Annotated in this window: 17 protein-coding genes; 10 read left to right on the forward strand and 7 right to left on the reverse strand. The window is 45.3% G+C overall.

Going from position 1 to position 20,269, the window contains the following annotated elements; translation table 11 throughout:
- From ABUA47_RS00190 to ABUA47_RS00215, 6 genes are all read left to right on the forward strand, one after another.
- Positions 1 to 437, forward strand: a 437-nt coding sequence (locus ABUA47_RS00190) for a S1 RNA-binding domain-containing protein (protein ID WP_349831361.1), incomplete at its 5' end; no start/stop codon positions are given.
- 175 nt (positions 438 to 612) lie between these two features.
- Positions 613 to 1,404 carry a hypothetical protein gene (locus ABUA47_RS00195; RefSeq protein WP_035449023.1) on the forward strand — a complete coding sequence of 264 codons (792 nt, stop codon included), beginning with the start codon at positions 613 to 615 and terminating at the stop codon, positions 1,402 to 1,404.
- Between the two features lie 34 nt (positions 1,405 to 1,438).
- Positions 1,439 to 2,353, forward strand: a complete 915-nt coding sequence (locus tag ABUA47_RS00200) for a ribonuclease Z (RefSeq protein ID WP_005832904.1) — start codon at positions 1,439 to 1,441, stop codon at positions 2,351 to 2,353.
- Between the two features lie 54 nt (positions 2,354 to 2,407).
- A complete protein-coding gene (locus ABUA47_RS00205) occupies positions 2,408 to 2,962 on the forward strand; it encodes a sigma-70 family RNA polymerase sigma factor (RefSeq protein ID WP_347774578.1) in 555 nt (184 codons plus the stop codon).
- 47 nt (positions 2,963 to 3,009) lie between these two features.
- A complete protein-coding gene (locus ABUA47_RS00210; protein ID WP_008665222.1) occupies positions 3,010 to 3,375 on the forward strand; it encodes a hypothetical protein in 366 nt (121 codons plus the stop codon).
- Between the two features lie 25 nt (positions 3,376 to 3,400).
- Positions 3,401 to 3,874, forward strand: coding sequence for a hypothetical protein (locus tag ABUA47_RS00215; protein WP_035449335.1), 474 nt, complete (start codon positions 3,401 to 3,403; stop codon positions 3,872 to 3,874).
- An 86-nt stretch (positions 3,875 to 3,960) separates the two neighbouring features.
- Here the strand turns inward: ABUA47_RS00215 and mazG are convergent, their stop codons facing one another.
- Both mazG and ABUA47_RS00225 read right to left on the reverse strand, forming a co-directional pair.
- A complete protein-coding gene (mazG, locus tag ABUA47_RS00220; RefSeq protein ID WP_035449333.1) occupies positions 3,961 to 4,785 on the reverse strand; it encodes a nucleoside triphosphate pyrophosphohydrolase in 825 nt (274 codons plus the stop codon).
- Positions 4,786 to 4,793: 8 nt separating this feature from the next.
- A complete protein-coding gene (locus ABUA47_RS00225; protein WP_117945463.1) occupies positions 4,794 to 5,840 on the reverse strand; it encodes a DUF3810 domain-containing protein in 1,047 nt (348 codons plus the stop codon).
- Positions 5,841 to 5,941: 101 nt separating this feature from the next.
- Between ABUA47_RS00225 and ABUA47_RS00230 the strand changes: the two genes are divergently transcribed.
- A complete protein-coding gene (locus tag ABUA47_RS00230) occupies positions 5,942 to 8,590 on the forward strand; it encodes a valine--tRNA ligase (RefSeq protein WP_035449019.1) in 2,649 nt (882 codons plus the stop codon).
- A 78-nt stretch (positions 8,591 to 8,668) separates the two neighbouring features.
- On the opposite strand, the gene ABUA47_RS00235 is transcribed toward ABUA47_RS00230, so the two are convergent.
- From ABUA47_RS00235 to ABUA47_RS00255, 5 genes are all read right to left on the reverse strand, one after another.
- Entirely contained in the window at positions 8,669 to 9,316 is a 648-nt protein-coding gene (locus ABUA47_RS00235; protein WP_229126641.1) for a hypothetical protein, read from the reverse strand.
- Positions 9,316 to 11,088: a glycoside hydrolase family 9 protein gene (locus ABUA47_RS00240; RefSeq protein ID WP_229126642.1), complete on the reverse strand. Its 1,773-nt coding sequence runs from the start codon at positions 11,086 to 11,088 to the stop codon at positions 9,316 to 9,318. The genes ABUA47_RS00235 and ABUA47_RS00240 overlap by 1 nt, the downstream gene beginning before the upstream one ends.
- A gap of 5 nt (positions 11,089 to 11,093) precedes the next feature.
- Positions 11,094 to 12,023 carry a ThuA domain-containing protein gene (locus ABUA47_RS00245; protein WP_039162911.1) on the reverse strand — a complete coding sequence of 310 codons (930 nt, stop codon included), beginning with the start codon at positions 12,021 to 12,023 and terminating at the stop codon, positions 11,094 to 11,096.
- The gene (locus tag ABUA47_RS00250; RefSeq protein WP_008665232.1) at positions 12,020 to 12,514 is read right to left on the reverse strand and encodes a hypothetical protein; all 495 of its coding nucleotides are present in this window, start codon (positions 12,512 to 12,514) and stop codon (positions 12,020 to 12,022) included. The genes ABUA47_RS00245 and ABUA47_RS00250 overlap by 4 nt, the downstream gene beginning before the upstream one ends.
- A 377-nt stretch (positions 12,515 to 12,891) precedes the next feature.
- Positions 12,892 to 13,470 carry an RNA polymerase sigma-70 factor gene (locus ABUA47_RS00255; protein WP_022401932.1) on the reverse strand — a complete coding sequence of 193 codons (579 nt, stop codon included), beginning with the start codon at positions 13,468 to 13,470 and terminating at the stop codon, positions 12,892 to 12,894.
- A 137-nt stretch (positions 13,471 to 13,607) separates the two neighbouring features.
- Here ABUA47_RS00255 and ABUA47_RS00260 point away from each other — a divergent pair, with 137 nt between their 5' ends.
- The 3 genes from ABUA47_RS00260 (at position 13,608) to ABUA47_RS00270 (ending at position 20,262) form a co-directional block, all read left to right on the forward strand.
- Positions 13,608 to 14,621 carry a FecR family protein gene (locus ABUA47_RS00260; RefSeq protein ID WP_035449015.1) on the forward strand — a complete coding sequence of 338 codons (1,014 nt, stop codon included), beginning with the start codon at positions 13,608 to 13,610 and terminating at the stop codon, positions 14,619 to 14,621.
- Between the two features lie 235 nt (positions 14,622 to 14,856).
- Positions 14,857 to 18,258 carry a TonB-dependent receptor gene (locus ABUA47_RS00265; protein WP_022401934.1) on the forward strand — a complete coding sequence of 1,134 codons (3,402 nt, stop codon included), beginning with the start codon at positions 14,857 to 14,859 and terminating at the stop codon, positions 18,256 to 18,258.
- Positions 18,259 to 18,270: 12 nt separating this feature from the next.
- A complete protein-coding gene (locus ABUA47_RS00270; protein WP_008665241.1) occupies positions 18,271 to 20,262 on the forward strand; it encodes a RagB/SusD family nutrient uptake outer membrane protein in 1,992 nt (663 codons plus the stop codon).
- Positions 20,263 to 20,269: the final 7 nt, after the last annotated feature.

A 20,269-nucleotide genomic window follows, 5' to 3' on the forward strand; every position in this document is an offset into this window, starting at 1 on the left:
GCCACAAGCAACTCGAAGAAAATCCCTGGGATGTATTCGAAACTGTATTTACAGTAGGTTCTGTACACGAAGGTACTATCATCGAAATGCTGGATAAGGGTGCTGTAGTTGCTCTGCCTTATGGTGTAGAAGGTTTCGCTACTCCGAAGCACCTCGTTAAGGAAGACGGTTCACAAGCTCAGTTGGACGAGAAGCTTGAATTCAAGGTAATTGAGTTCAACAAGGACGCTAAGCGTATCATCCTTTCTCACAGCCGTATCTTCGAAGATGCTGCAAAGGCAGAAGAAAGAGCTGAAAAGAAGGCTGCTACTAAGAAGTCAACCGGTAAGAGAGAAGACGTTGCTCCTGCTATCCAAAACCAGGCTGCATCTACTACTCTGGGTGACATTGATGCTTTGGCTGCCTTGAAGGAACAGATGGAAGCTGGAAAGAAATAATTACTCCGTTCTATAAATGAAGGAAGGGTACTTGCGCAAACAAGTGCCCTTCTTTTTTATGATTTGTCAATAGAATTTTATGGAATTAAGGATGGTTTTTCCATAAATGTTTATCTTTGCAGGGTGGTTACTTTTGCAATCATAGAAATATTCAATAATTTAATTTTCATTTATTATGAAAAACATGTTCAAAAATGCAGGGAAGATGGTGTTGTTCACTTGCCTGTCGCTGATGTTACTAACCGCATGCGGTCAGAAGTCTAAACTCAAGCTGGCTATTGCAGCAGCCAACAAACAATGTCCCATGGATATGGGAGCTTCCGGCGAAATATCCAGTATTACTTTTGATGGGGCGGATGTGGTATATGTACTGCTTATGAATGAAAGTTTCCTCAATATAGACGCTTTGAAAGAGAATCCTGATGCAATGAAGTCTGCTGTGACTGTTATGTTCGGTAATCCACAAGGGTCCATTAAAGAGATGCTGGATTTGGTTGTCGGTACTGATTCCGGTATAAAGTTCATATATAAAGGAAAGACATCCGGTAACGAAGTGGAATGTTATCTGACTACTCAGGACTTGAAAGATATATTGAATGGCGGTTCAACTGCTGAAAGCAGTGATAAGAAGAAACTGGAAGAGCAAGTGAAGATGACCAACGTATCGTGCCCGATGCAGGTGGATGAAGCCACTATGCTCAATAAACTGACAATCGAGTCGGATAAGGTGCTTTATCATTATACGATTGACGAATCTGTAGTACAGATGTCTGCTTTGAAGGAAAATGCCGAACAGATGAAGGCAAATGTGAAGAACTCTTTGAACTCCTCCGATCCAGCCTTGCGCATGTTCTTGGAAGTATGTGTGAAGTGTGATAAAGGGGTGGGCTATCTGTATAAAGGGAATAAATCCGGAGAAACTTTTGAAATATCCTTTGGAGTTTCAGAGATAAAGGCTCTTCTATAAATCAAGGAGTAGAAATCAGTTCGGAAGGTTTGGAATGGAAAAATTTGAGTTACATATTCTTGGTTGTGGTTCCGCTTTACCCACAACGCGTCATTTCCCTACGTCTCAAATTGTGAACGTGCGCGACAAGTTGTTTATGATTGATTGTGGGGAAGGGGCGCAGTTGCAGTTCCGTAAATCACATCTGAAGTTTTCGCGTTTGAATCATATCTTTATCTCTCACTTGCATGGAGACCATTGTTTTGGCTTATTGGGACTGATTTCTACACTTAACCTTTTAGGACGTACAGCCGAGTTGCATATCCATTCTCCAAAAGGGCTGGAAACATTGCTGACACCTATGCTGGATTTTTTTAATAGGCAGATGACGTACAAGGTCCTTTTCCATGAGTTTGATACGAAAGAACCGATGCTGATTTATGAAGACCGTTCGTTGACGGTTACTACTATTCCTTTGCGTCATCGTATGCCGTGTTGTGGCTTTTTGTTTGCAGAAAAGCGGCGTCCTAACCATATTATCCGTGAAATGGTCGATTTCTACCAAGTGCCGGTATACGAATTGAATCGTATAAAGAATGGGGCCGATTACGTGACACCGGAGGGAAAAACTGTTTCCAACAACTTGTTGACCCGCCCTTCTGCTCCGTCCCGCAGTTATGCTTATTGCTCGGATACCATCTATCTTCCTTCTATCGTAGAGCAGATAAAAGGGGTTGATTTACTTTTTCATGAGGCGACATTTGCGAATGAGGATGCGCCACGTGCCAAAGAAACATTTCATACAACTGCTGCACAAGCGGCTGAAATAGCCAGGAAGGCTGAAGTGAAGAAGTTGTTGATAGGACATTTTTCGGCACGATACGAAGATGAAAATATCTTGCTTCAAGAAGCATCCGCTATTTTTCCGGATACTCAGCTTGCCAAAGAAACACTTTGTGTATCGGTATGAATTAAACTTTTCGTATCTTTGGCAGTCTAAAACAACAAATGCGAATAGAAATTTATGACCCCTTCCTATAATGAACGCGAAGTGTTGGCTCTTCTACAAGAAGAAAGCACACAAAAGCGGGGATTTGAGATGATTGTTACCCAATATAGCGAGCAGCTGTATTGGCAGATTCGTCGTATGGTCCTCTCTCATGAAGATGCCAATGATTTACTTCAGAATACTTTCATTAAGGCATGGACTAATATAGATTATTTTCGGGCAGAGGCTAAACTCTCTACCTGGCTCTATCGCATAGCCTTGAATGAATGCCTCACTTTTCTGAACAAACAACGGGCTGCTTCCACAGTATCTTTGGATGATCCCGAGGCAGATGCACTTCAAAAGCTTGAAAGTGATCCTTACTTCTCCGGTGATAAAGCAGATATGGCTTTGCAAAAAGCCTTGCTTGCCTTGCCGGAAAAACAACGTATGGTGTTTAATTTGAAGTATTACCAGGAAATGAAATACGAAGAGATGTCTGATATATTCGGTACTTCCGTAGGTGCCTTGAAGGCTTCTTATCACCATGCCGTGAAGAAAATAGAAAAGTTTTTGGGTGAGGAGTATTAAACCTTTGCTACAAAACAATGTCTAATTAAACAGAAAGGAGAAAGCTTATGAAAGAAGAAGATAAAATACTGAAAAAGATAGGGACGGAAAATCCTTTCCGCGTTCCTGACGGCTACTTTGAGAATCTTACTTCAGAGGTAATGAACCGGCTTCCCGAAAAAGAAAAACTCACTGCTGTACAGACAGAGCCTACAATGTGGCAGAAGGTAAAGCCTTGGTTGTATATGACCGCCATGTTTATAGGTGCGGCATTGATTATCCGCGTGGCTTCTTCGGAGCATACTCCATCTGTAGAGCGTATGGCTGCTGATGATACGGAAACAGAAATGGAATATATTAATATGGCCGTAGAGAATTCCATGCTGGATGATTATTCATTGTATGTTTATTTGGCAGACTCTGATGCAGAATAAGGTAACAACACTCAACTATTTAAAAATGAAGAAACTAATTGTTTTATTGGTTATGATATGTGGCATTATGCCTCTGCTTTGGGCTAGCGATGGATGTGACCAGCATCTGTCACCTGAAGAGTTTCGTGCCAAACAAAAAGCGTTTATAACGGAGAAAGCCGGACTGACGAGTGAGGAGGCAGCCAAGTTCTTCCCATTGTATTTTGAATTGCAGGACCGGAAAAAGCAGCTAAATGACGAGGCTTGGAAGTTGCTTCGACAAGGGAAAGATGAAAAAACAACCGAAGCCCAGTATGAGGAAATTATGGAAGGTGTATATGATGCCCGTATCGCTTCTGACCGGTTGGACAAGACCTACTTTGATAAGTTCAAGAAAATATTGCCTTGTAAAAAGATTTATCTGGTGCAAAGGGCTGAAATGCGTTTCCACCGTGAATTACTGAAAGGCATGCATAAAAAGGGGGATGCTTCTCCACGAAAAACACAAGGAAAAAGATGAATAGTGAATGAATACAAATAAGGAAGGTTGCCACAATGATGTGAGCAACCTTCTTTTGTTAATGATAGATACCTCGCTTTAGCCAGCTAAACCTGACCTTTAGAAGAATCATCTTGTTTGCTTTCTTTTTCCAATGCTTTCGCTTCATTCCATAGCTTATCCATCTCTTCCAGCGTCATGTCATGGAGGTTTTTGCCCTCCTTGATGCTGTGCGCTTCTACATAGTTGAAGCGGTTGATGAACTTCTGGTTGGTCTGTTCCAGCGCATTGTCCGGATTGATTTTGTAGAGGCGGGCAGCGTTGATGAGGCTGAACATGACATCGCCGAATTCAGCTTCAGCCTTTTCTTTATCCATGTGGGCGACTTCAGCCTGGAATTCTTGGATTTCTTCTTTTACCTTATCCCACACTTGCTCGCGTTCCTCCCAGTCAAATCCTACATTGCGTGCCTTGTCCTGGATGCGGTAGGCCTTGATGAGCGAGGGTAGGGCAGCGGGTACACCGCTCAGCACTGTTTTGTTCCCATCTTTTTCCTTCAATTTTAGCTGTTCCCAGTTTTCAGAAACCTGGCCTGCGGTTTCGGCCTTTACATCGCCGAAGACATGGGGATGGCGGAAAATAAGTTTCTCACAAAGACGGTCGCATACGTCTTTCATATCGAAATCACCGGTTTCGGAGCCTATCTTTGCATAAAAAGCCACATGCAGCAGCACATCGCCCAGCTCTTTGCAGATGTCATTCTTGTCATCGCGTATCAGGGCGTCACAAAGTTCATAAGTCTCTTCGATGGTATTGGGGCGCAGGCTTTCGTTGGTCTGCTTGCGGTCCCAGGGACATTTCTCGCGCAGCTCGTCGAGTATGTCGAGGAAGCGGCCGAAGGCTTCCATCTGTTCTTTTCTTGTATGCATGATTTTGAAATTTAGTTTTTCCATTCTTCGTATGAGATAAGCAAGCCTATTACTTCCGAATAGTTCTTGCGTCCGCTTTGAATCTTGTTTCCTTTAAGGTACAAGTCGTAGATAAAGTTCTGGATGTCTCCGATGAGCGGACTGTATTTCTCCATCCAGTATTGCTGGTTCTTTTGGGCCAGTTCTATGATTTCAGGACGTATCCGGTTGAAAAGTTCTGCGTATTCTTCTTCGCTCATCAGTCGGCGGGCATTGCCCAGCACATGTGGGAGTACGGAGAAATACCCACTGAAACGAATCTCTTTCACCTGCGAACGGGTGCAGACCTGGTAAGCGTAGAAGTTGGCTTCTGCCTCGCTGGTGATGCCCAGCAGGTGGGCCAGTTCGTGGGTGTATGTCGCAGGATATTGCGACGGAAGCAAATCGCCGTTCAGCGTGAATTCGCAGAAGAAGGGTCCCATGCTTCCCGTAACGCCGACCATGGAAATGAATGGAGTGAAAAGCATGGTCTTCACGCGCGGAGAGGAGTGGGGAGGGCGGTGTACTCCCAGCGTATCGCTGATTTGGTTGTATCCGCGTACGCTTTCCCGGCAGACCAGCGGCTCGTCAATGGAGGTGATGTCCGTATAAGAAGCATTTAGCTTGTCTATATAGTTGTCTACAAATGACTGAAAGATTTCGGGAGTATAGGCAGTATAAGGAATGTTTGTCCTGCCATAAAAGTCCTTTTGTGAGTAGTTCAGTCCCCATGCCAGATAGAACCATACATATATCCACAGCAAGTATTCCATTTCGTTCAGCAGAATCTGTTTCCACTTCTTCTTCTGGATATAGCGTGCCCTGATGGGATTGAAGAGGAGCCCGATGATGCTGAGGAAAATGAACAAGTCGCCTACGGCAAAAGGTATGAGTTTTGAAAAGGAGGACAGAATATGGGAAATTACCGGATATACGGACTGTGCATACACTTCTCCCAAGCTTGGAATGAGCTGCGTTGCCCATACGACAGACAGTAATACAATTAATATGATATATCGGATTTTTAGCTTCCCCCTCATTTTATATACTGTTTTGTAGGGACAAAAATATATATTTAAATTTTAATTCATTAATTTTGCGCCCGTTATTCGCAATAAATTAATTATAGAGATTTAAAAACATGGAATTAGCAAGTAAGTACAATCCCGCTGACGTGGAGGGAAAGTGGTACCAGTATTGGTTGGACCACAAATTATTCAGTTCGAAACCCGATGGTCGTGAGCCTTACACCGTCGTCATTCCGCCTCCAAACGTCACCGGTGTGTTGCACATGGGACACATGCTTAATAATACCATACAAGATATTCTGATACGCCGTGCCCGCATGGAAGGCAAGAATGCCTGCTGGGTGCCGGGAACCGACCATGCTTCCATTGCTACCGAGGCCAAGGTGGTGAACAAGCTTGCCGCACAAGGCATCAAGAAGACGGACCTTACCCGCGACGAGTTCTTGAAGCACGCCTGGGAATGGACCGATGAACACGGCGGCATCATCTTGAAGCAGCTCCGCAAGCTGGGCGCTTCCTGCGATTGGGACCGTACGGCTTTCACTATGGACGAGAAACGCAGTGAAAGCGTGCTCAAGGTCTTTGTCGACTTGTATAACAAAGGTCTGATTTACCGCGGTGTCCGTATGGTGAACTGGGACCCGAAAGCACTGACCGCCCTTAGTGATGAGGAAGTAATCTATAAGGAAGAGCACAGCAAGCTGTACTATCTGAAGTATATGGTAGAAGGTGACCCCGAAGGACGTTATGCAGTGGTTGCCACCACCCGTCCCGAAACCATCATGGGAGATACCGCCATGTGCATCAATCCGAATGACCCCAAGAACACTTGGTTGAAGGGCAAGAAGGTGATTGTTCCGTTGGTAGGACGCGTTATCCCGGTCATCGAGGACGATTATGTAGACATCGAATTCGGTACAGGTTGCCTGAAGGTAACCCCTGCCCACGATGTGAACGACTATATGCTGGGCGAGAAGTACAACCTGCCGAGCATCGACATCTTCAATGATAACGGAACGCTTAGTGAAGCTGCCGGCTTGTATATCGGTATGGACCGTTTCGATGTGCGCGAGCAGATTGAGAAGGACCTGGCTGCTGCCGGTCTGTTGGAGAAAGTGGAAGCCTATACCAACAAGGTAGGTTTCTCCGAACGTACCAACGTGCCCATCGAACCGAAACTTTCCATGCAGTGGTTCTTGAAGATGCAGCACTTTGCCGACATGGCTTTGCCGCCGGTGATGAATGATGAGTTGAAGTTCTATCCTGCCAAATATAAGAATACGTACAAGAACTGGTTGGAAAATATCAAGGACTGGTGTATCAGCCGCCAGTTGTGGTGGGGGCATCGCATTCCTGCTTATTTTTTGCCGGAAGGTGGTTATGTAGTGGCTGCCACTCCCGAAGAAGCCTTGGCGTTGGCAAAAGAGAAAACAGGTAATGCCGGTCTTAAACAGGAAGACCTTCGTCAGGACGAAGACTGTCTGGATACTTGGTTCTCTTCCTGGCTGTGGCCTATTTCTTTGTTTGACGGTATCAACAATCCGGGCAATGAGGAAATCAGCTACTATTATCCTACCAGCGACTTGGTGACCGGTCCGGACATTATCTTCTTCTGGGTAGCCCGTATGATTATGGCAGGTTATGAATATGAAGGAAAGATGCCGTTCAAGAACGTTTACTTTACGGGTATTGTCCGTGACAAGCTGGGACGTAAGATGTCCAAGTCGTTGGGTAACTCTCCCGATCCATTGGACTTGATAGAGAAGTACGGTGCCGACGGTGTGCGTATGGGCATGATGCTTGCAGCTCCTGCCGGAAACGACATACTCTTTGATGATGCGCTGTGTGAGCAAGGACGTAACTTCTGTAATAAGATATGGAATGCTTTCCGCTTGGTAAAAGGTTGGAGAGTGGACGACCAGAAACCGGTTCCCGAGGCATCGCGCCTGGCTGCTGACTGGTTTGAATCCAAACAGAATGAAGTGGCTGCCGAGGTGGCTGACCTTTTCAGCAAATATCGTTTGAGTGAAGCTTTGATGGCTGTCTACAAACTGTTCTGGGATGAGTTCTCTTCCTGGTATCTGGAAATCATCAAGCCTGCTTACGGTGAAGGCATTCCGAGTAGTATCCATGACTGTACCCTGCGTTTCTTTGATAACCTGTTGCACTTGTTGCATCCCTTTATGCCGTTTATCACTGAGGAAATCTGGCAACACCTCTACCGTACAGAAGAGGAGATTGAAGAAAGACAAGCCAGCTTGATGGTGGATAGGATAACGATAGACACTGTGGCAGACAAGGAGTTGCTTGTCCGCTTTGAAACGGTGAAAGAGGTTATCAGTAATATCCGTTCCATCCGTTTGCAGAAGAACATTGCCCAAAAGGAAGCGCTTGAGTTGCAGGTTATCGGCGAGAATCCGGTTGCGGCATTCAATGCGGTTGTTATGAAGATGTGTAACCTTTCGTCCGTCAATGTAGTGGAGAATAAGGCCGACGGCGCTGCCTCCTTCATGGTGGGTACCACGGAATATGCCGTACCTCTGGGCAATATGATTGACGTGGAAGCTGAGATAGCCCGTATGGAGGCTGAACTGAAGCACAAGGAAGGATTCCTGCAGGGCGTGCTGAAGAAGCTGGGTAACGAGAAGTTTGTGAACAACGCTCCTGCCACAGTGCTTGAGATGGAACGCAAGAAGCAGGCAGATGCCGAGAGTATCATCAAGTCTCTCAAGGAAAGTATTGCTGCATTGAAAAAAGCATAATCTGCCATAGCATAAAAAGAAGCTGTCTTAAATATAGAACTGATATATTTAAGACAGCTTCTTTTTTAAGGATATGGATTAAGGTTGTCTGAACAGTTCTGCCACGCACCACAGCAGGCGTGCGGTAGTGTGAGTCCAAATTTCCTTATAGGTACAGTTGTTCTGCATCGGGAAGTAGGGTTCGTCCTCATTTTCGAATGTTTCGATTCCTACGGGCACGGCTCCCACAACATTTCCGGCGTATGCCCCATAAAGCGGCGGATAGTCATATCCGTCTCCATAAACGGTACTCATGGCAAACGGGTTGTAGCCTAATATGTATTCTACCTGGCGGGTTGCAATATCCCTTAACGCTTTGTCGTTGAATAGGCGTGCAAGAATAAAGGCTGCTTTGGCTTTGCCCATGACAACGGCGTGGAATCCCCTGAACTGGTAGGCAACGGGGAAACGGCGCAGGTAGAAGTTCTTTGAGAGAGGGATACCGTTGCGCACTTGTGCATTGTATTCTTCCAGACTGGGAAGCCCTACCTGCTCGCCTTCATGGTACAGATTCTTATAATCGGTATTATCCACCTCGTATACGGCGCTTGGCAGTATGCCATACGGCTCAATCAGTTGTGAAACCCCGCGTAGATAGTCTGCATAGGCTTCACAAGATGCCTGCCACAACGGGGCGTCCGGATGGGTGGGGGCATCTGTCAGTAGCATCGAGAGTCCTTCGGCCATCAAGTGCTCTTGGCTTTGGTGATAATAGGCCAGAATACGCTTTTTCCGGGAAGATTCATAGAAGAAACCTCGAGGGGGATTTTCCAGTCGGTACGCTTTTCCAACTGTTGGCCTGCCATGACGGTACGTGCCAGCCGGGTTGCCCAGTCCAGATAGTAAACATCTTGTGTAAGGCGGTACAAACGCATGGCTGTGACGGTGGAAAGGGCATAAAGTTCGGTTTCGTTCTGTTCCGTCCTTTGTGTATCCAGCAGGTCGATGGCGAATTGGAAATCCTCAATGGCACTGTTCCGGCACCACCGTGCAAATACCGGGTCTTTCTTTTCAAAATGAGGGGCGGCGAGTGCGCAACTGGAAGCGGCTTTCAGATTGTCCGTAGGTGTATTTCGTGCTTCTGTCTGCATGTCGTCTTTGTCACCACGGATATTCTTTGTCCAAATGCCGATAATCAGTCCGCCCAGTCGGTAGCCGTCACCGAAGCGGGTACGCAGAATCCAGTTCACTCCCCAGCGTGCCTCTTCCAGCAGGCGTTCGTAGAAGATACTGTCTTTGCCTTGTACGGCACCGGCCATTTCGAGGAGGGCGATGCACGATTCGGCTGTATTTCCCGTTCCTTGAGTCAGGTCGGCTGCATCGTGCCATCCTCCGGCAATGCTCATGCTCCGTCCGTCGGGATGATAGGCGAATACATCCTGATGGCATTCCTGATGAATGCCGGGCTGGTCGAAACCGCAACGTTCGGAAAAGAAGAAGTTCAGCGTGTGCCAGGCGGTAGACAGGTAGGCATCATTTCCGATGGGGAAAGGCTTTGATTGTACGTCGCCGATGGAGAGGAAGTATTGTCCGGGCGTATTGAAACTGCTGAAGTCCAGCACAAGAAATCCTTTGTCCTGCTTCTTGTCCTGCTTCAGAGGACTGGCCGTACCTTGATAAACGGTTTGTCCCGTGGCGGCATCGTGCAGGCTGAAAGTCCTTTCCGGCACGTGCTGCACCAAAGCCTGCTTGCGTGCTCCCGGCTTGTATCCGCTGTGGCAGTAGGCCATTGCATCTTTTCGCAGGTCGAATCCCCGGCTGTTTTCCGCTTCTACCTTTTCGATGCGCATGTCGTCTATGTATAGGCTCATGTGTTCGCTGGCTCCTGCAGGAGCACCTGCCAGCGTGATGTTTACCGAAAAGCCGGTGACACAGTCACGGTATAGGTCCGGTATCTCCCATATGATGTGCTGCCATTTGTTGGGATAGACAGTCTCGAAGTGTTGTCCTTCAAAGCGTCCGGGAGTCGGCATGATTTTCTCTCCTTCATTGTATAGGGTGAATCCGGCAAAGGTCAGATAAACGCCCGGTGCATCCACATATACCCAAACGGAAAAGCGGTTGTATTCCCGCAAGTCTTCCCGGTCGAGGGGACGGATAATCTCCGGGGTGGCGTAATTCCGGTTTGTTGGATTCTTCTTGCCCAGGGAGGCAGGAGTGTCCAGACGGACACTTCCTTTGCCTGAGACAGTGACTTTACGGTCCACATGTATGGTTCCGGGTCCGGTGTGGCGCAGAGCGCCGAAATCTTCGGCCAGGGGGAGTACCCTGCTTTTCAATACCTTTTTCTTTTCCCACCGCGTCAGTCCGGCGTGTGCGGGATTAGCTTTCATTATGCGGTGCACATGATTGCTTTGCTGTAATTGTTTCTCCAGTTCCGTATCGGGTTTCCACGGAGCTTGTGCTTGTGCCTGCATGCAGCAGCATGCCAGCAGCAGTGTTCGGATGATGTATTTCATGGTATTCAGTGTTTGGTTTCAGGGTAAGCATGAAAAGGAGCCTTGAACTCCGGACGTAATGTATAAGTATCCTTCAGTGGGAAATCTGTGGGAACTTCTTGGGTGACGGCGCCGGTGGCAGCCCATTCGCATCCCCGGAGTAAAGTCACCTGGAAACCGGTGCAGCGCATGGAGTAAGTCATGTTCGGGTCGTTGCCGCAGTGCCCCAGGAGGTCGACGAATATGCGCCCTTTCCCGTAGCTTACTGTCCACATCAACGGTTCATGCCGTCCGCGTTCGTAGGCGGTTGCCAATATTTCCATGTTTCTTACCGGACCGCGTAGGCGGGTATATATCTCGTCCTTGAAGTGTTTCCATTGAGGAGGCAATCCTTGCAGGATAGGATGATGGGGGGCGCGGTGTTCTATGACGGTTTCGTGCTGCAAGCCGTGGTAGCCGGCATACCCCGGAGAGTAGTCGTAGACGTATTGTCCGTCTTTCCAGTACAGATACGGACCGTCCTTTTCGTTTCGTCCGTCCCATGCCCCCATGCCTATTATCTCGTTGTATTCTTTCCAGTCGGCCATCGGGACGACGGAAGAATGTATCACTACCACACCGCCTCCATCGGCAACGTATTTCTCGAAATTCTTGCGTACGGGCTCTGTCCATGTAGCTCCGCCGTAGTTGATGACGATTAAATCATATTGGTGGAAATCGGGTTTGAAGGTAGCGATGTCTCCACCAAAGTCGGGTGTAAAGGCGAAGTCCACTTTGAACATTCCGCTGTTTTCCAATATCTGCTTCATGGCTTCGCAGGCGCCTTGCCAGTAATGGCTGCCGTCCTGCCCGGCTATCATCATGGTTTTGATTACTTTCTTTTGCTGTGCGTGTGTGTGCGAGGCAGCTCCTATATAAATAAGGAGTACCAGGATAAGTGTCAGTCTTGTTTTCATTTTCCGGAAGATTTAAAGTTTTTGCCAGTAGGGTTCCATTCTATACGGTCGTAGCAGCGTGTGGTGCGCAGATTGTAACCTTGTTCGTCTACGCTGAACTTTCCGTCTTTGAAGTAGGATATGTAGAGCTCGGAGATGCCGTCCTTGTTGCGGTCTTCTACAAGGAGATTGTACTTGTCGGTGACATAAATCTCGTCGGAAATGTATTGTATTTCTTTGGTATAGTTGTCTACGATTGCATAGTAGGCCTTGAAAAGGTCGAAAGTGGGGTAGTGCCCGTTGTCACGTCCGAAAAGCATTACTTCTTCAAGGGCATCGTCCCCGTCCATATTGGCAAATACGGATTGCTGAAAGGAAAATCCCGGTTTTTGTACTTGTGGAGGGATATTGTCCCATCCTTCCTGATGGGCTGTCACTGAAAATTGCGCTTGTGCATGGATGACGTACACCAGCGCCGACAATAGGATAATCAGTTTTCTCATTGCGTGCATTTTGAGGTTATGATAATAATAGGGTTACTTCTTGCTTATATGACCGGTGGCCCGGAGTTTTCCCTAACTTTTTTTAGAATAATTAATGAACACGGGATGTATAGGGACTTAGTGCCTCTCCCATCAGGACTGAACCGGTCTGACCCGTATACTGAGAGGTCATAACATCCGCATCCTTTCCATTAAAACACCCGGATGTTTTTGGGTAATACACCCGGATGTTTTTGGGTAATACATCCGGGTGTTTTGGGTGAAAACATCCCCATGTATTGGGGTAAAACATCCGGATGTTTTGACCTCTCAGTTCTATACTCTTTAGGGCTAAGTCCCGGTGTGTAGCCGACAAGGTATAGGGGACGTTCCGCTTATGTATGGTCTTAATGCGAGGTGAGCAGGTGCATCAATATCAGTGGCAGATAATCTTTCAGCTTGACCCTTAAAATCTTCAAAGCCTGCTGGATGCGGTAGTCTACCGTTTTTGGGGAAACGTTGAGTAGTTCGGCAGCTTCCTTGTAACTCAGATTCTGGAAACGATGCATGATGAAAGCTTCCCTATAAGTAGGCGGCAGTTCGTTGATGGCCCTTTGTATATGCTTGCTTAATTCGTTGATTTGATAGATATCCACCTCCTGCAGCATGGCGAACATTCGTTCATAGTAAGCGGTGTCTGCCCGTTGCTTCACTTCATTTTGGGCAATCCGGGTCATGCAACGATGGTAGACAGCCTTGAACAGATATTGCTTGAGCGAATATTCGATAACGGGTCTTTCGCGGTTTTCCCAAAGCCATAGCATGACGTCCTGAACAATCTCTTCTGCATCTTCCAGCCGGACAAAACGATAGCAGTAGGTGCAGAGCACAGAATAGTACTTTTGAAATAACACATCAAAAGCACTTCTATCTCCTTTTTGTATGGCGGATAATAAAGATGTATCTTCTAATGGTATGTTTCTCATAGGGTGGGGGTTCATTATTGTTGGGCAAAAATAGCTTTTTTTCCCATTATAATCTAAGTATATAAAATATTTTTAGCTTTTTGTTTAGGAGTTCTTTTCACCCGTTTGTCTTTAGATTAAAGCTAGCAATAAAAATTATGGTAAAAAGAGAGGGAATGGAGGACCTGCTTCTCAGGTATTATGAAGGAGAGACAACGGAAGATGAAACTGCTCTGGTAGAGGAGTGGCTGGAAGCATCGGAAGAGAACCGCAGGACAGCCCGCCAGGTTCAGACACTCGGCCTGGCGGCGGACATGGCGCAGATTTCATCCAGGCTGGATGTAAAGAAGGCCTTGAAGGATGTACATCGTAAGATGAAACAGAAAAAGGTCAATAGGTATCAGGTATTATTTAGAGGGATGCAACGGGCGGCCGCCATTTTATTCATCCCTTTGATGGTATCGTGGTCTATCCTTTATTGGGACAAGGATAAAGAAGAGATACATATGATGGAAGTCAGGACAAATCCGGGAATGACTACTTCTGTCGAATTGCCGGATGGAACGGAAGTCGTTCTGAACTCGTCGTCGTCGTTGCGCTATCCTTCCCGGTTTGCCGATGATAAAAGGGAAGTGAAGTTGGTGGGTGAAGCATTCTTTTCTGTCGCAAAAGATGAAAAGAAGTTCATTGTCGGCACGCTGAACAATTCCAAGATAGTGGTACATGGAACGGAGTTCAACGTAGAGGCTTACAAAGGGAGCAGGACGGTACAGACCACTTTGGTTTCGGGTAAAGTCAGTTTCTCCTATGTGAATAACGGCAGGAGGAATAATGTAATGATGATGCCGGGGCAAAAGGTTATTTATGATATAGTGCGGGAAAAGGTCGTTGTGAAAGAAGTCAATGTAGACGTGGAAACATGTTGGAAGGACGGACGTTTGATTTTCAGGAACACTCCGTTTGAAGATATATTGAAGAGTTTGAGCAAAAGATATAATGTGGAATTCATTCTGAAAAAGGCTTCATTGAAGCAGAATTCCTTTACGGCTACATTTACCAAACAACGTTTGGAGCGAATATTGGAGCACTTCCGAATATCCTCGAATATTCATTTCAAGTTTGTTGAAGATGGTGATGTGGATGCCGAGAGACAGGTAATAGAAGTTTATTAACCCTTTAAAAAGTAGTATGATGAAACACAAGTCCGTTTAGAAAAACATGCAGGAAAATGTTGGCGCATTTTCCTGCATGAAACACAGTAACTTTTAAATATCTGTTTGGCGACAGATAAAGTAACTTTATTTTTTCACTAGAAATCAATACAAAATTATGAAAAAACACTATTGTATCCAATCATTTAGGGCAAAAAGTGTCCTGATGAGATGCATGAAAAAAATTCCTCTTGCTATGAGATGCACATTATTTATGTTGTTTTGTTTGGTTGGTATGACTTTTGCCAATGAAGGTTATGCTCAAAAGACAATGGTAAACATTGCTCTTGAGAACAAGACTGTTGATGAAGTACTGACGGAGCTGGAACAAGGTACCGAATTTGTTTTCTTCTACAACAACAAGCAGATTGACGTTAAGCGCCGTGTATCGGTCCGGGCAAATAACAAAACCATATTCAAGGTTCTGAACGATGTATTCAAAGGAACCAATATAGGCTATAAGATATTGGACCGTAATATAATCCTTTATGATAAAGCTGTAGGAGCTGATGGGGTACAGATGGCTTTGCAGGCTGCGACGGTGAAAGGTTCTGTGGTCGATGCAACCGGTGAACCGGTGATTGGTGCCAGTATCTTGGTGCAGGGAACTACCAACGGTGTCATAACAGACATTGACGGTAATTTCATTCTGACCAATGTGGGCTCTGATGCTACTCTTATAATAAGCTATGTAGGTTATAAGACACAAAACATAAAGGTTGCAGGCCGAAATTCGTTCAAGATAGTTTTGGTAGAAGATGCTGAGATATTGGATGAAGTGGTTGTTGTAGGATATGGTGTACAGAAGAAAGAATCACTGACCGGTGCCATTGCAGCCATTGGTGCTGATGAAATAGCTACGACCAAGACCGAGAATCTGATTAGCAATATTCAAGGTAAGATGCCGGGACTATTGATTCGTCAGAAAACCGGAGAGCCGGGAACTTTCGACAATATGGTGAGCATTCGCGGTTATGGTGACCCGTTGGTGGTAATTGATGGTATCACACGTGAAGGTACTGAAGAACTTGCACAGCTGAATTCTGAGGATATAGAAAGTATCTCTATTTTGAAAGATGCTTCTGCCGCTATTTATGGTATGAATGCGGCTAATGGCGTAATCATTGTTACTACCAAAAAAGGTGTGGCCGAAAAGACCAGAGTATCTTACTCGGCATTGTTCGGTATGAAGAATGCCACGGGTATGGAAGAAACGGTAGATGCTTATACTTATCGCATGTTGGCCAATGAAAGGGCACGTAATGACCAGGCTGCCCCTGAATACACTGACGATATTCTGGAACTGTATAGAACCGGGGCTAAGGGTTATACAGACAATAACTGGATTGACATGTTTATGAATAAACTGGCGTTCCAGCAATCGCATACTGTTTCTGTGAGAGGCGGAACGGATAAGGTGAAATATTATGTGAGCTTCGGCTATAATGGCGATAATGGTTTGCTGAAGAGTGGTATCCAATACTATCATAGATATAATCTGAGAAGTAACCTGACTGCAGAGCTTACGAAAGGGCTGAAACTGAATGTGAATCTGTCCGGGCGTTGGGATGAAACCCAAAGGCCGAGAGAGGATTTTATGTGGACTTTTAAGACTTTGATGGTTAATGACCGTGGTATCGGTACTCATACGATTAATAATCCCAATCATTTGTCTGCAATCGGTCCTGAAAACAAGAATCCTTTTGCGTTGGTTGATCCGGATATAGACGGTTATCGCAAGAACAGAGGCCTGACGTATTCTGCCGATGTGGAATTGAATTGGCAAGTTCCTTTTGTAAAAGGGTTGGCATTGAGTCTTTTGGGGTCATTTGACGGTAACAATCGTAACAACTCTTCTTTAAATCGTTCTTATCCGTTGTATGATTATTATACAGATGCGCCTGCCGGTACGGGAGGTAGTACTGATGCTTATTCCAATACGATGAGAATATATCAGAAGATTTATGGCAGGTTGCAGGCTAATTATATGCGTTCTTTCAATCAGCACAATTTGAATGTGACAGCTGTGGCAGAGTTGAACAGTACACGACGCGATGAATTATCCGGTTCCCGGCAATATTCAGAGTTGTTTACTAATGATATTTTGAATCAGGCAAGTCCGGGTACAGCTACCAATTCAGGGTATCGTAGTTTTGGCCGTTTGGCAGCCTATCTGATGCGTGCGAACTATGATTATGCCGGTAAATACTTGTTGGAAGTAGTAGGGCGTTATGATGGTTCTTATCGTTATGCTCCTTCTAAGCGTTGGACGTTCTTCCCGTCGGTAAGTGCCGGATGGCGACTTTCGGAAGAAAGTTTCATCAAGGACAATTTGCCGTTTATTACTAATTTGAAAATCAGGGGTTCTTTTGGACAAAGTGGATATGATGCCGGTGATCCTTTCCAATATGTATCTGCTTATAATTCGGCTTCTAATGGTTATGTTTTTGATGGTGCCAGCCAGATTATGGGTATGGTAGCTCCTGGTGTAGTGACTGACCGGCTTTCTTGGGTTACATCTTCTATTTCCAATGTAGGTCTGGATTTTGACTTATGGAACGGTAAGTTGAGTGGTACTATCGAGTGGTTCAATCGTAAGAATGAAGGCATTTTGGCCGACCGTGCACAATCTGCTCCTGATACATTTGGTGCAAGTTTCCCGAAGGAAAATCTGAATTCTAACCGGAACCGGGGTTTTGAGATTGAATTGGGACACAGAGGACAAATCGGTAAGGACTTCTCATATTCAGTAAGTGCTAATTTTACGTATGCCCGTGAAAGAAGTCTGCATGTGGAACATGCAGAATATACCAGTTCTATGGATAGATGGCTGAATGGAAAGGAAAACCGTAACAGTAATGTGATGTGGTTGTATAAATACGATGGCCAATATACTTCTTTGGAACAGTATGAAACGGCTCCTTTGATTGGTGGGAACTTGGGTAACTCTAAGATGCTTCCGGGTAGTTACAGATTGCTTGACCTGAATGGTGATGGTAGAATTAACAGCAGTGACCGTGTTCCGGAGTTTTGGGCAACCGGTGCAAATCCTCCTATCCAGTATGGGTTGACTTTGGCGGCTTCTTATAAGAATTTTGATCTCAATATGCTGTTTCAAGGAGCTTCCGGTTATTCCATCGGATATGCCAATGATGATGTTTGGGGATATGGTGGCAAGACAAATAAATCTTATTTAATTGCGAAATATGTAGATCGTTGGCATCCTGCAAATATAACAGATGATCCGTATAATCCTGCCACACAATGGGTAGCCGGCTATTATCCGGCATTACGCCACAATTTCTCCAATACTTCGGATAATGGTAGTAGATGGAATTATGGTATTTCCGTTTGGCTTCCGCAAGCTACTTATCTCCGTTTGAAGAGTATGGAGATCGGTTACAATCTGCCAAAATCATTTATGAAAAGAATCGGGTTGAACAGTGCCCGTATCTTTGTCAATGGTTCAAATCTGCTTACGTTCTGTAACAAGGCTTTGAAGGATGCTGACCCCGAACGTGAGGAAAGGGATTGGGGAGCCAACCTGGCATATCCGTTGATGAGAACTTATAACTTTGGGTTAAACATAAACTTTTAATTCTGAAATACCATGAAAAAAAATATTTTATCGATATTCTCGTTATGTGCATTGATGGGATTGTCCGGTTGTAATGCCTTCTTGGAACTTGAACCGCTAGATAAAGTGTCTCCCGATCAGTTATTGGAGACAGAAGGTGGTGTAAAGGCACTATTGGCAAACATATATACCATGATTCCTATGGAAGATTTTAATTATCGTCCGAACGCTGGTTTTAATCAACGCGGTTATGATGGTGTGAATGAAACTACTAATTTAGCATTTCTTACCGACGAAGCTACCCGTAGTGACGGAGGAGTGGATATAGGTTACGAAGGATTCAATTATTGGCCCTATGGAGATATTCGTCAGGTGAATATTTTTATGCAGAATGTAGAAAAAGCCAAAGAAGCAGGAACAATTTCTGTTGCAGATGCGGATCGTATGACTGGTGAAGCCCATTTTGCACGTGCTTATATGTATTATGGGCTTGTAAAAAGATATGGAGGCGTTCCTCTGATTGACAAAGTGCAGGACGATGATTATGCCGATGGTGGACCGGGCGCTGTGGCAGTTCCCCGCAGTACAGAGTTGGATACTTGGAAATTTGTATTGAATGAGTGCACCCTTGCTGCTGCTACTTTGCCCGATGCGACTTCTGGTTCGGATTTGTATCGCGTAACCAAGTGGGCAGCTTATGCGTTGAAGTCAAGAGTTGCACTTCATGCAGCTTCTGTAGCCAAGTATTGGAATCTGGCACCTTTGGCTGGTGAGGCTGTCACTCAGAAACTGGTGGGTGGAATGACTTCTGCCGATGCCGATGCATTCTATAAAGAATGTATTGAAGCATCTAAGTTCCTTATAGAGAATTCCGGTAAATCTCTTTATAAGCCTGCTCCGGCTACTGTTAAGGAGGCTGCATCAAACTTCCAGGCCTTGTTCCTGAATGACCAGAATGAAGAGGTCATTTTCAGTAAAGCGTATCTTAATGGAACAACCAATACTAATCAGGGACATAGCTATGCTCAGTTTAATATCCTTCCTCAAGTCAATCCGGGCGCTCTGAAATATGGACGTTTCAATCCGATGTTGGAAATCGTTGATTTGTTTGAAGATTATACGGATGACGGCACGGGAAAAAGTGCAAAGATTGTAACTCGTACGGATGGGAATGAAGATGCTTATATCCCTAATTTCCATAATATGAATAATGCTTCTGTAGTGAACACCTTGATGTCAGTACCTTTTGTTAAATATAACGATTTGTATGAACCGTTTGCCAACAAGGATGCACGTCTGTTGGCAAGTGTGGTTGTGCCGGGTTCATCTTATGCCGGCACTGAGATTATTATCCAGGGCGGATTTATTAAGGACAATAATAGCTATGTGGCTTATTCAAACGAGTCTACTCAGAAAAATGGAACAACATATTATGCTTTAGGAGCCGAAGGTGAAACCATGTTCTCTGGATTTAATAATGTGAACAGTGGTGAGGATGCTAATTGGACTGCTACAGGTTTTGGAGTTCGTAAGTATATGCCCGAGGGCGAGAGCATGTCTCCCGACCGTCTTTCGTCCACTACCTCTTATATTGATATGCGTTTGGCAGAAGTCTACCTGAATTATGCTGAGGCTGTTGTGGAAAATGGTAGTGGATTTGGCGATAAGGAATTGGCTGAGAACTATTTGAATGCTTTGCGACGTAGAGCCGGACATACCGACCGGATATCTTTGACATTAGAGAGTGTTTTGAAGGAACGTCGTGTGGAGATGGCGTTTGAAGGAAAGCGTTTTTGGGATATGAATCGTCGTAGGGAATTCCATACTGAGTTCAGCAATAATAGAATTCGTAAAGCTTTGGTGCCGATGCTTGACTTGCGTGGTGCAGAGCCTAAATATGTCTTTGCAAGGGTGAACTACTTTGGTGACGAAACAAGAGGAGGGCGTACTTTCCAGAACATCAACTACTATAGGGGCATACCTAATATTGCCACGAATGGTTTAGTTCAGAATCCAGGTCATTAATTTGAAT

This window comes from Bacteroides sp. RTP31139st1_H2_RTP31139_211217 (genome assembly GCF_040227615.1).
Lineage (GTDB): Bacteria > Bacteroidota > Bacteroidia > Bacteroidales > Bacteroidaceae > Bacteroides > Bacteroides uniformis.

Excerpts from the sequence above, each read along its gene's own strand:
- ABUA47_RS00265 (WP_022401934.1), top strand. The coding sequence starts at position 14,857 with ATGAGATGCACATTATTTATGTTGTTTTGTTTGGTTGGTATGACTTTT.
- ABUA47_RS00255 (WP_022401932.1), bottom strand. The coding sequence starts at position 13,470 with ATGAGAAACATACCATTAGAAGATACATCTTTATTATCCGCCATACAA.
- ABUA47_RS00210 (WP_008665222.1), top strand. The coding sequence starts at position 3,010 with ATGAAAGAAGAAGATAAAATACTGAAAAAGATAGGGACGGAAAATCCT.
- ABUA47_RS00235 (WP_229126641.1), bottom strand. The coding sequence starts at position 9,316 with ATGGCCGAAGGACTCTCGATGCTACTGACAGATGCCCCCACCCATCCG.
- ABUA47_RS00230 (WP_035449019.1), top strand. The coding sequence starts at position 5,942 with ATGGAATTAGCAAGTAAGTACAATCCCGCTGACGTGGAGGGAAAGTGG.
- ABUA47_RS00245 (WP_039162911.1), bottom strand. The coding sequence starts at position 12,023 with ATGAAAACAAGACTGACACTTATCCTGGTACTCCTTATTTATATAGGA.
- ABUA47_RS00225 (WP_117945463.1), bottom strand. The coding sequence starts at position 5,840 with ATGAGGGGGAAGCTAAAAATCCGATATATCATATTAATTGTATTACTG.
- ABUA47_RS00250 (WP_008665232.1), bottom strand. The coding sequence starts at position 12,514 with ATGCACGCAATGAGAAAACTGATTATCCTATTGTCGGCGCTGGTGTAC.
- ABUA47_RS00240 (WP_229126642.1), bottom strand. The coding sequence starts at position 11,088 with ATGAAATACATCATCCGAACACTGCTGCTGGCATGCTGCTGCATGCAG.
- ABUA47_RS00195 (WP_035449023.1), top strand. The coding sequence starts at position 613 with ATGAAAAACATGTTCAAAAATGCAGGGAAGATGGTGTTGTTCACTTGC.
- ABUA47_RS00260 (WP_035449015.1), top strand. The coding sequence starts at position 13,608 with ATGGTAAAAAGAGAGGGAATGGAGGACCTGCTTCTCAGGTATTATGAA.
- ABUA47_RS00205 (WP_347774578.1), top strand. The coding sequence starts at position 2,408 with ATGACCCCTTCCTATAATGAACGCGAAGTGTTGGCTCTTCTACAAGAA.
- ABUA47_RS00215 (WP_035449335.1), top strand. The coding sequence starts at position 3,401 with ATGAAGAAACTAATTGTTTTATTGGTTATGATATGTGGCATTATGCCT.
- ABUA47_RS00270 (WP_008665241.1), top strand. The coding sequence starts at position 18,271 with ATGAAAAAAAATATTTTATCGATATTCTCGTTATGTGCATTGATGGGA.
- ABUA47_RS00200 (WP_005832904.1), top strand. The coding sequence starts at position 1,439 with ATGGAAAAATTTGAGTTACATATTCTTGGTTGTGGTTCCGCTTTACCC.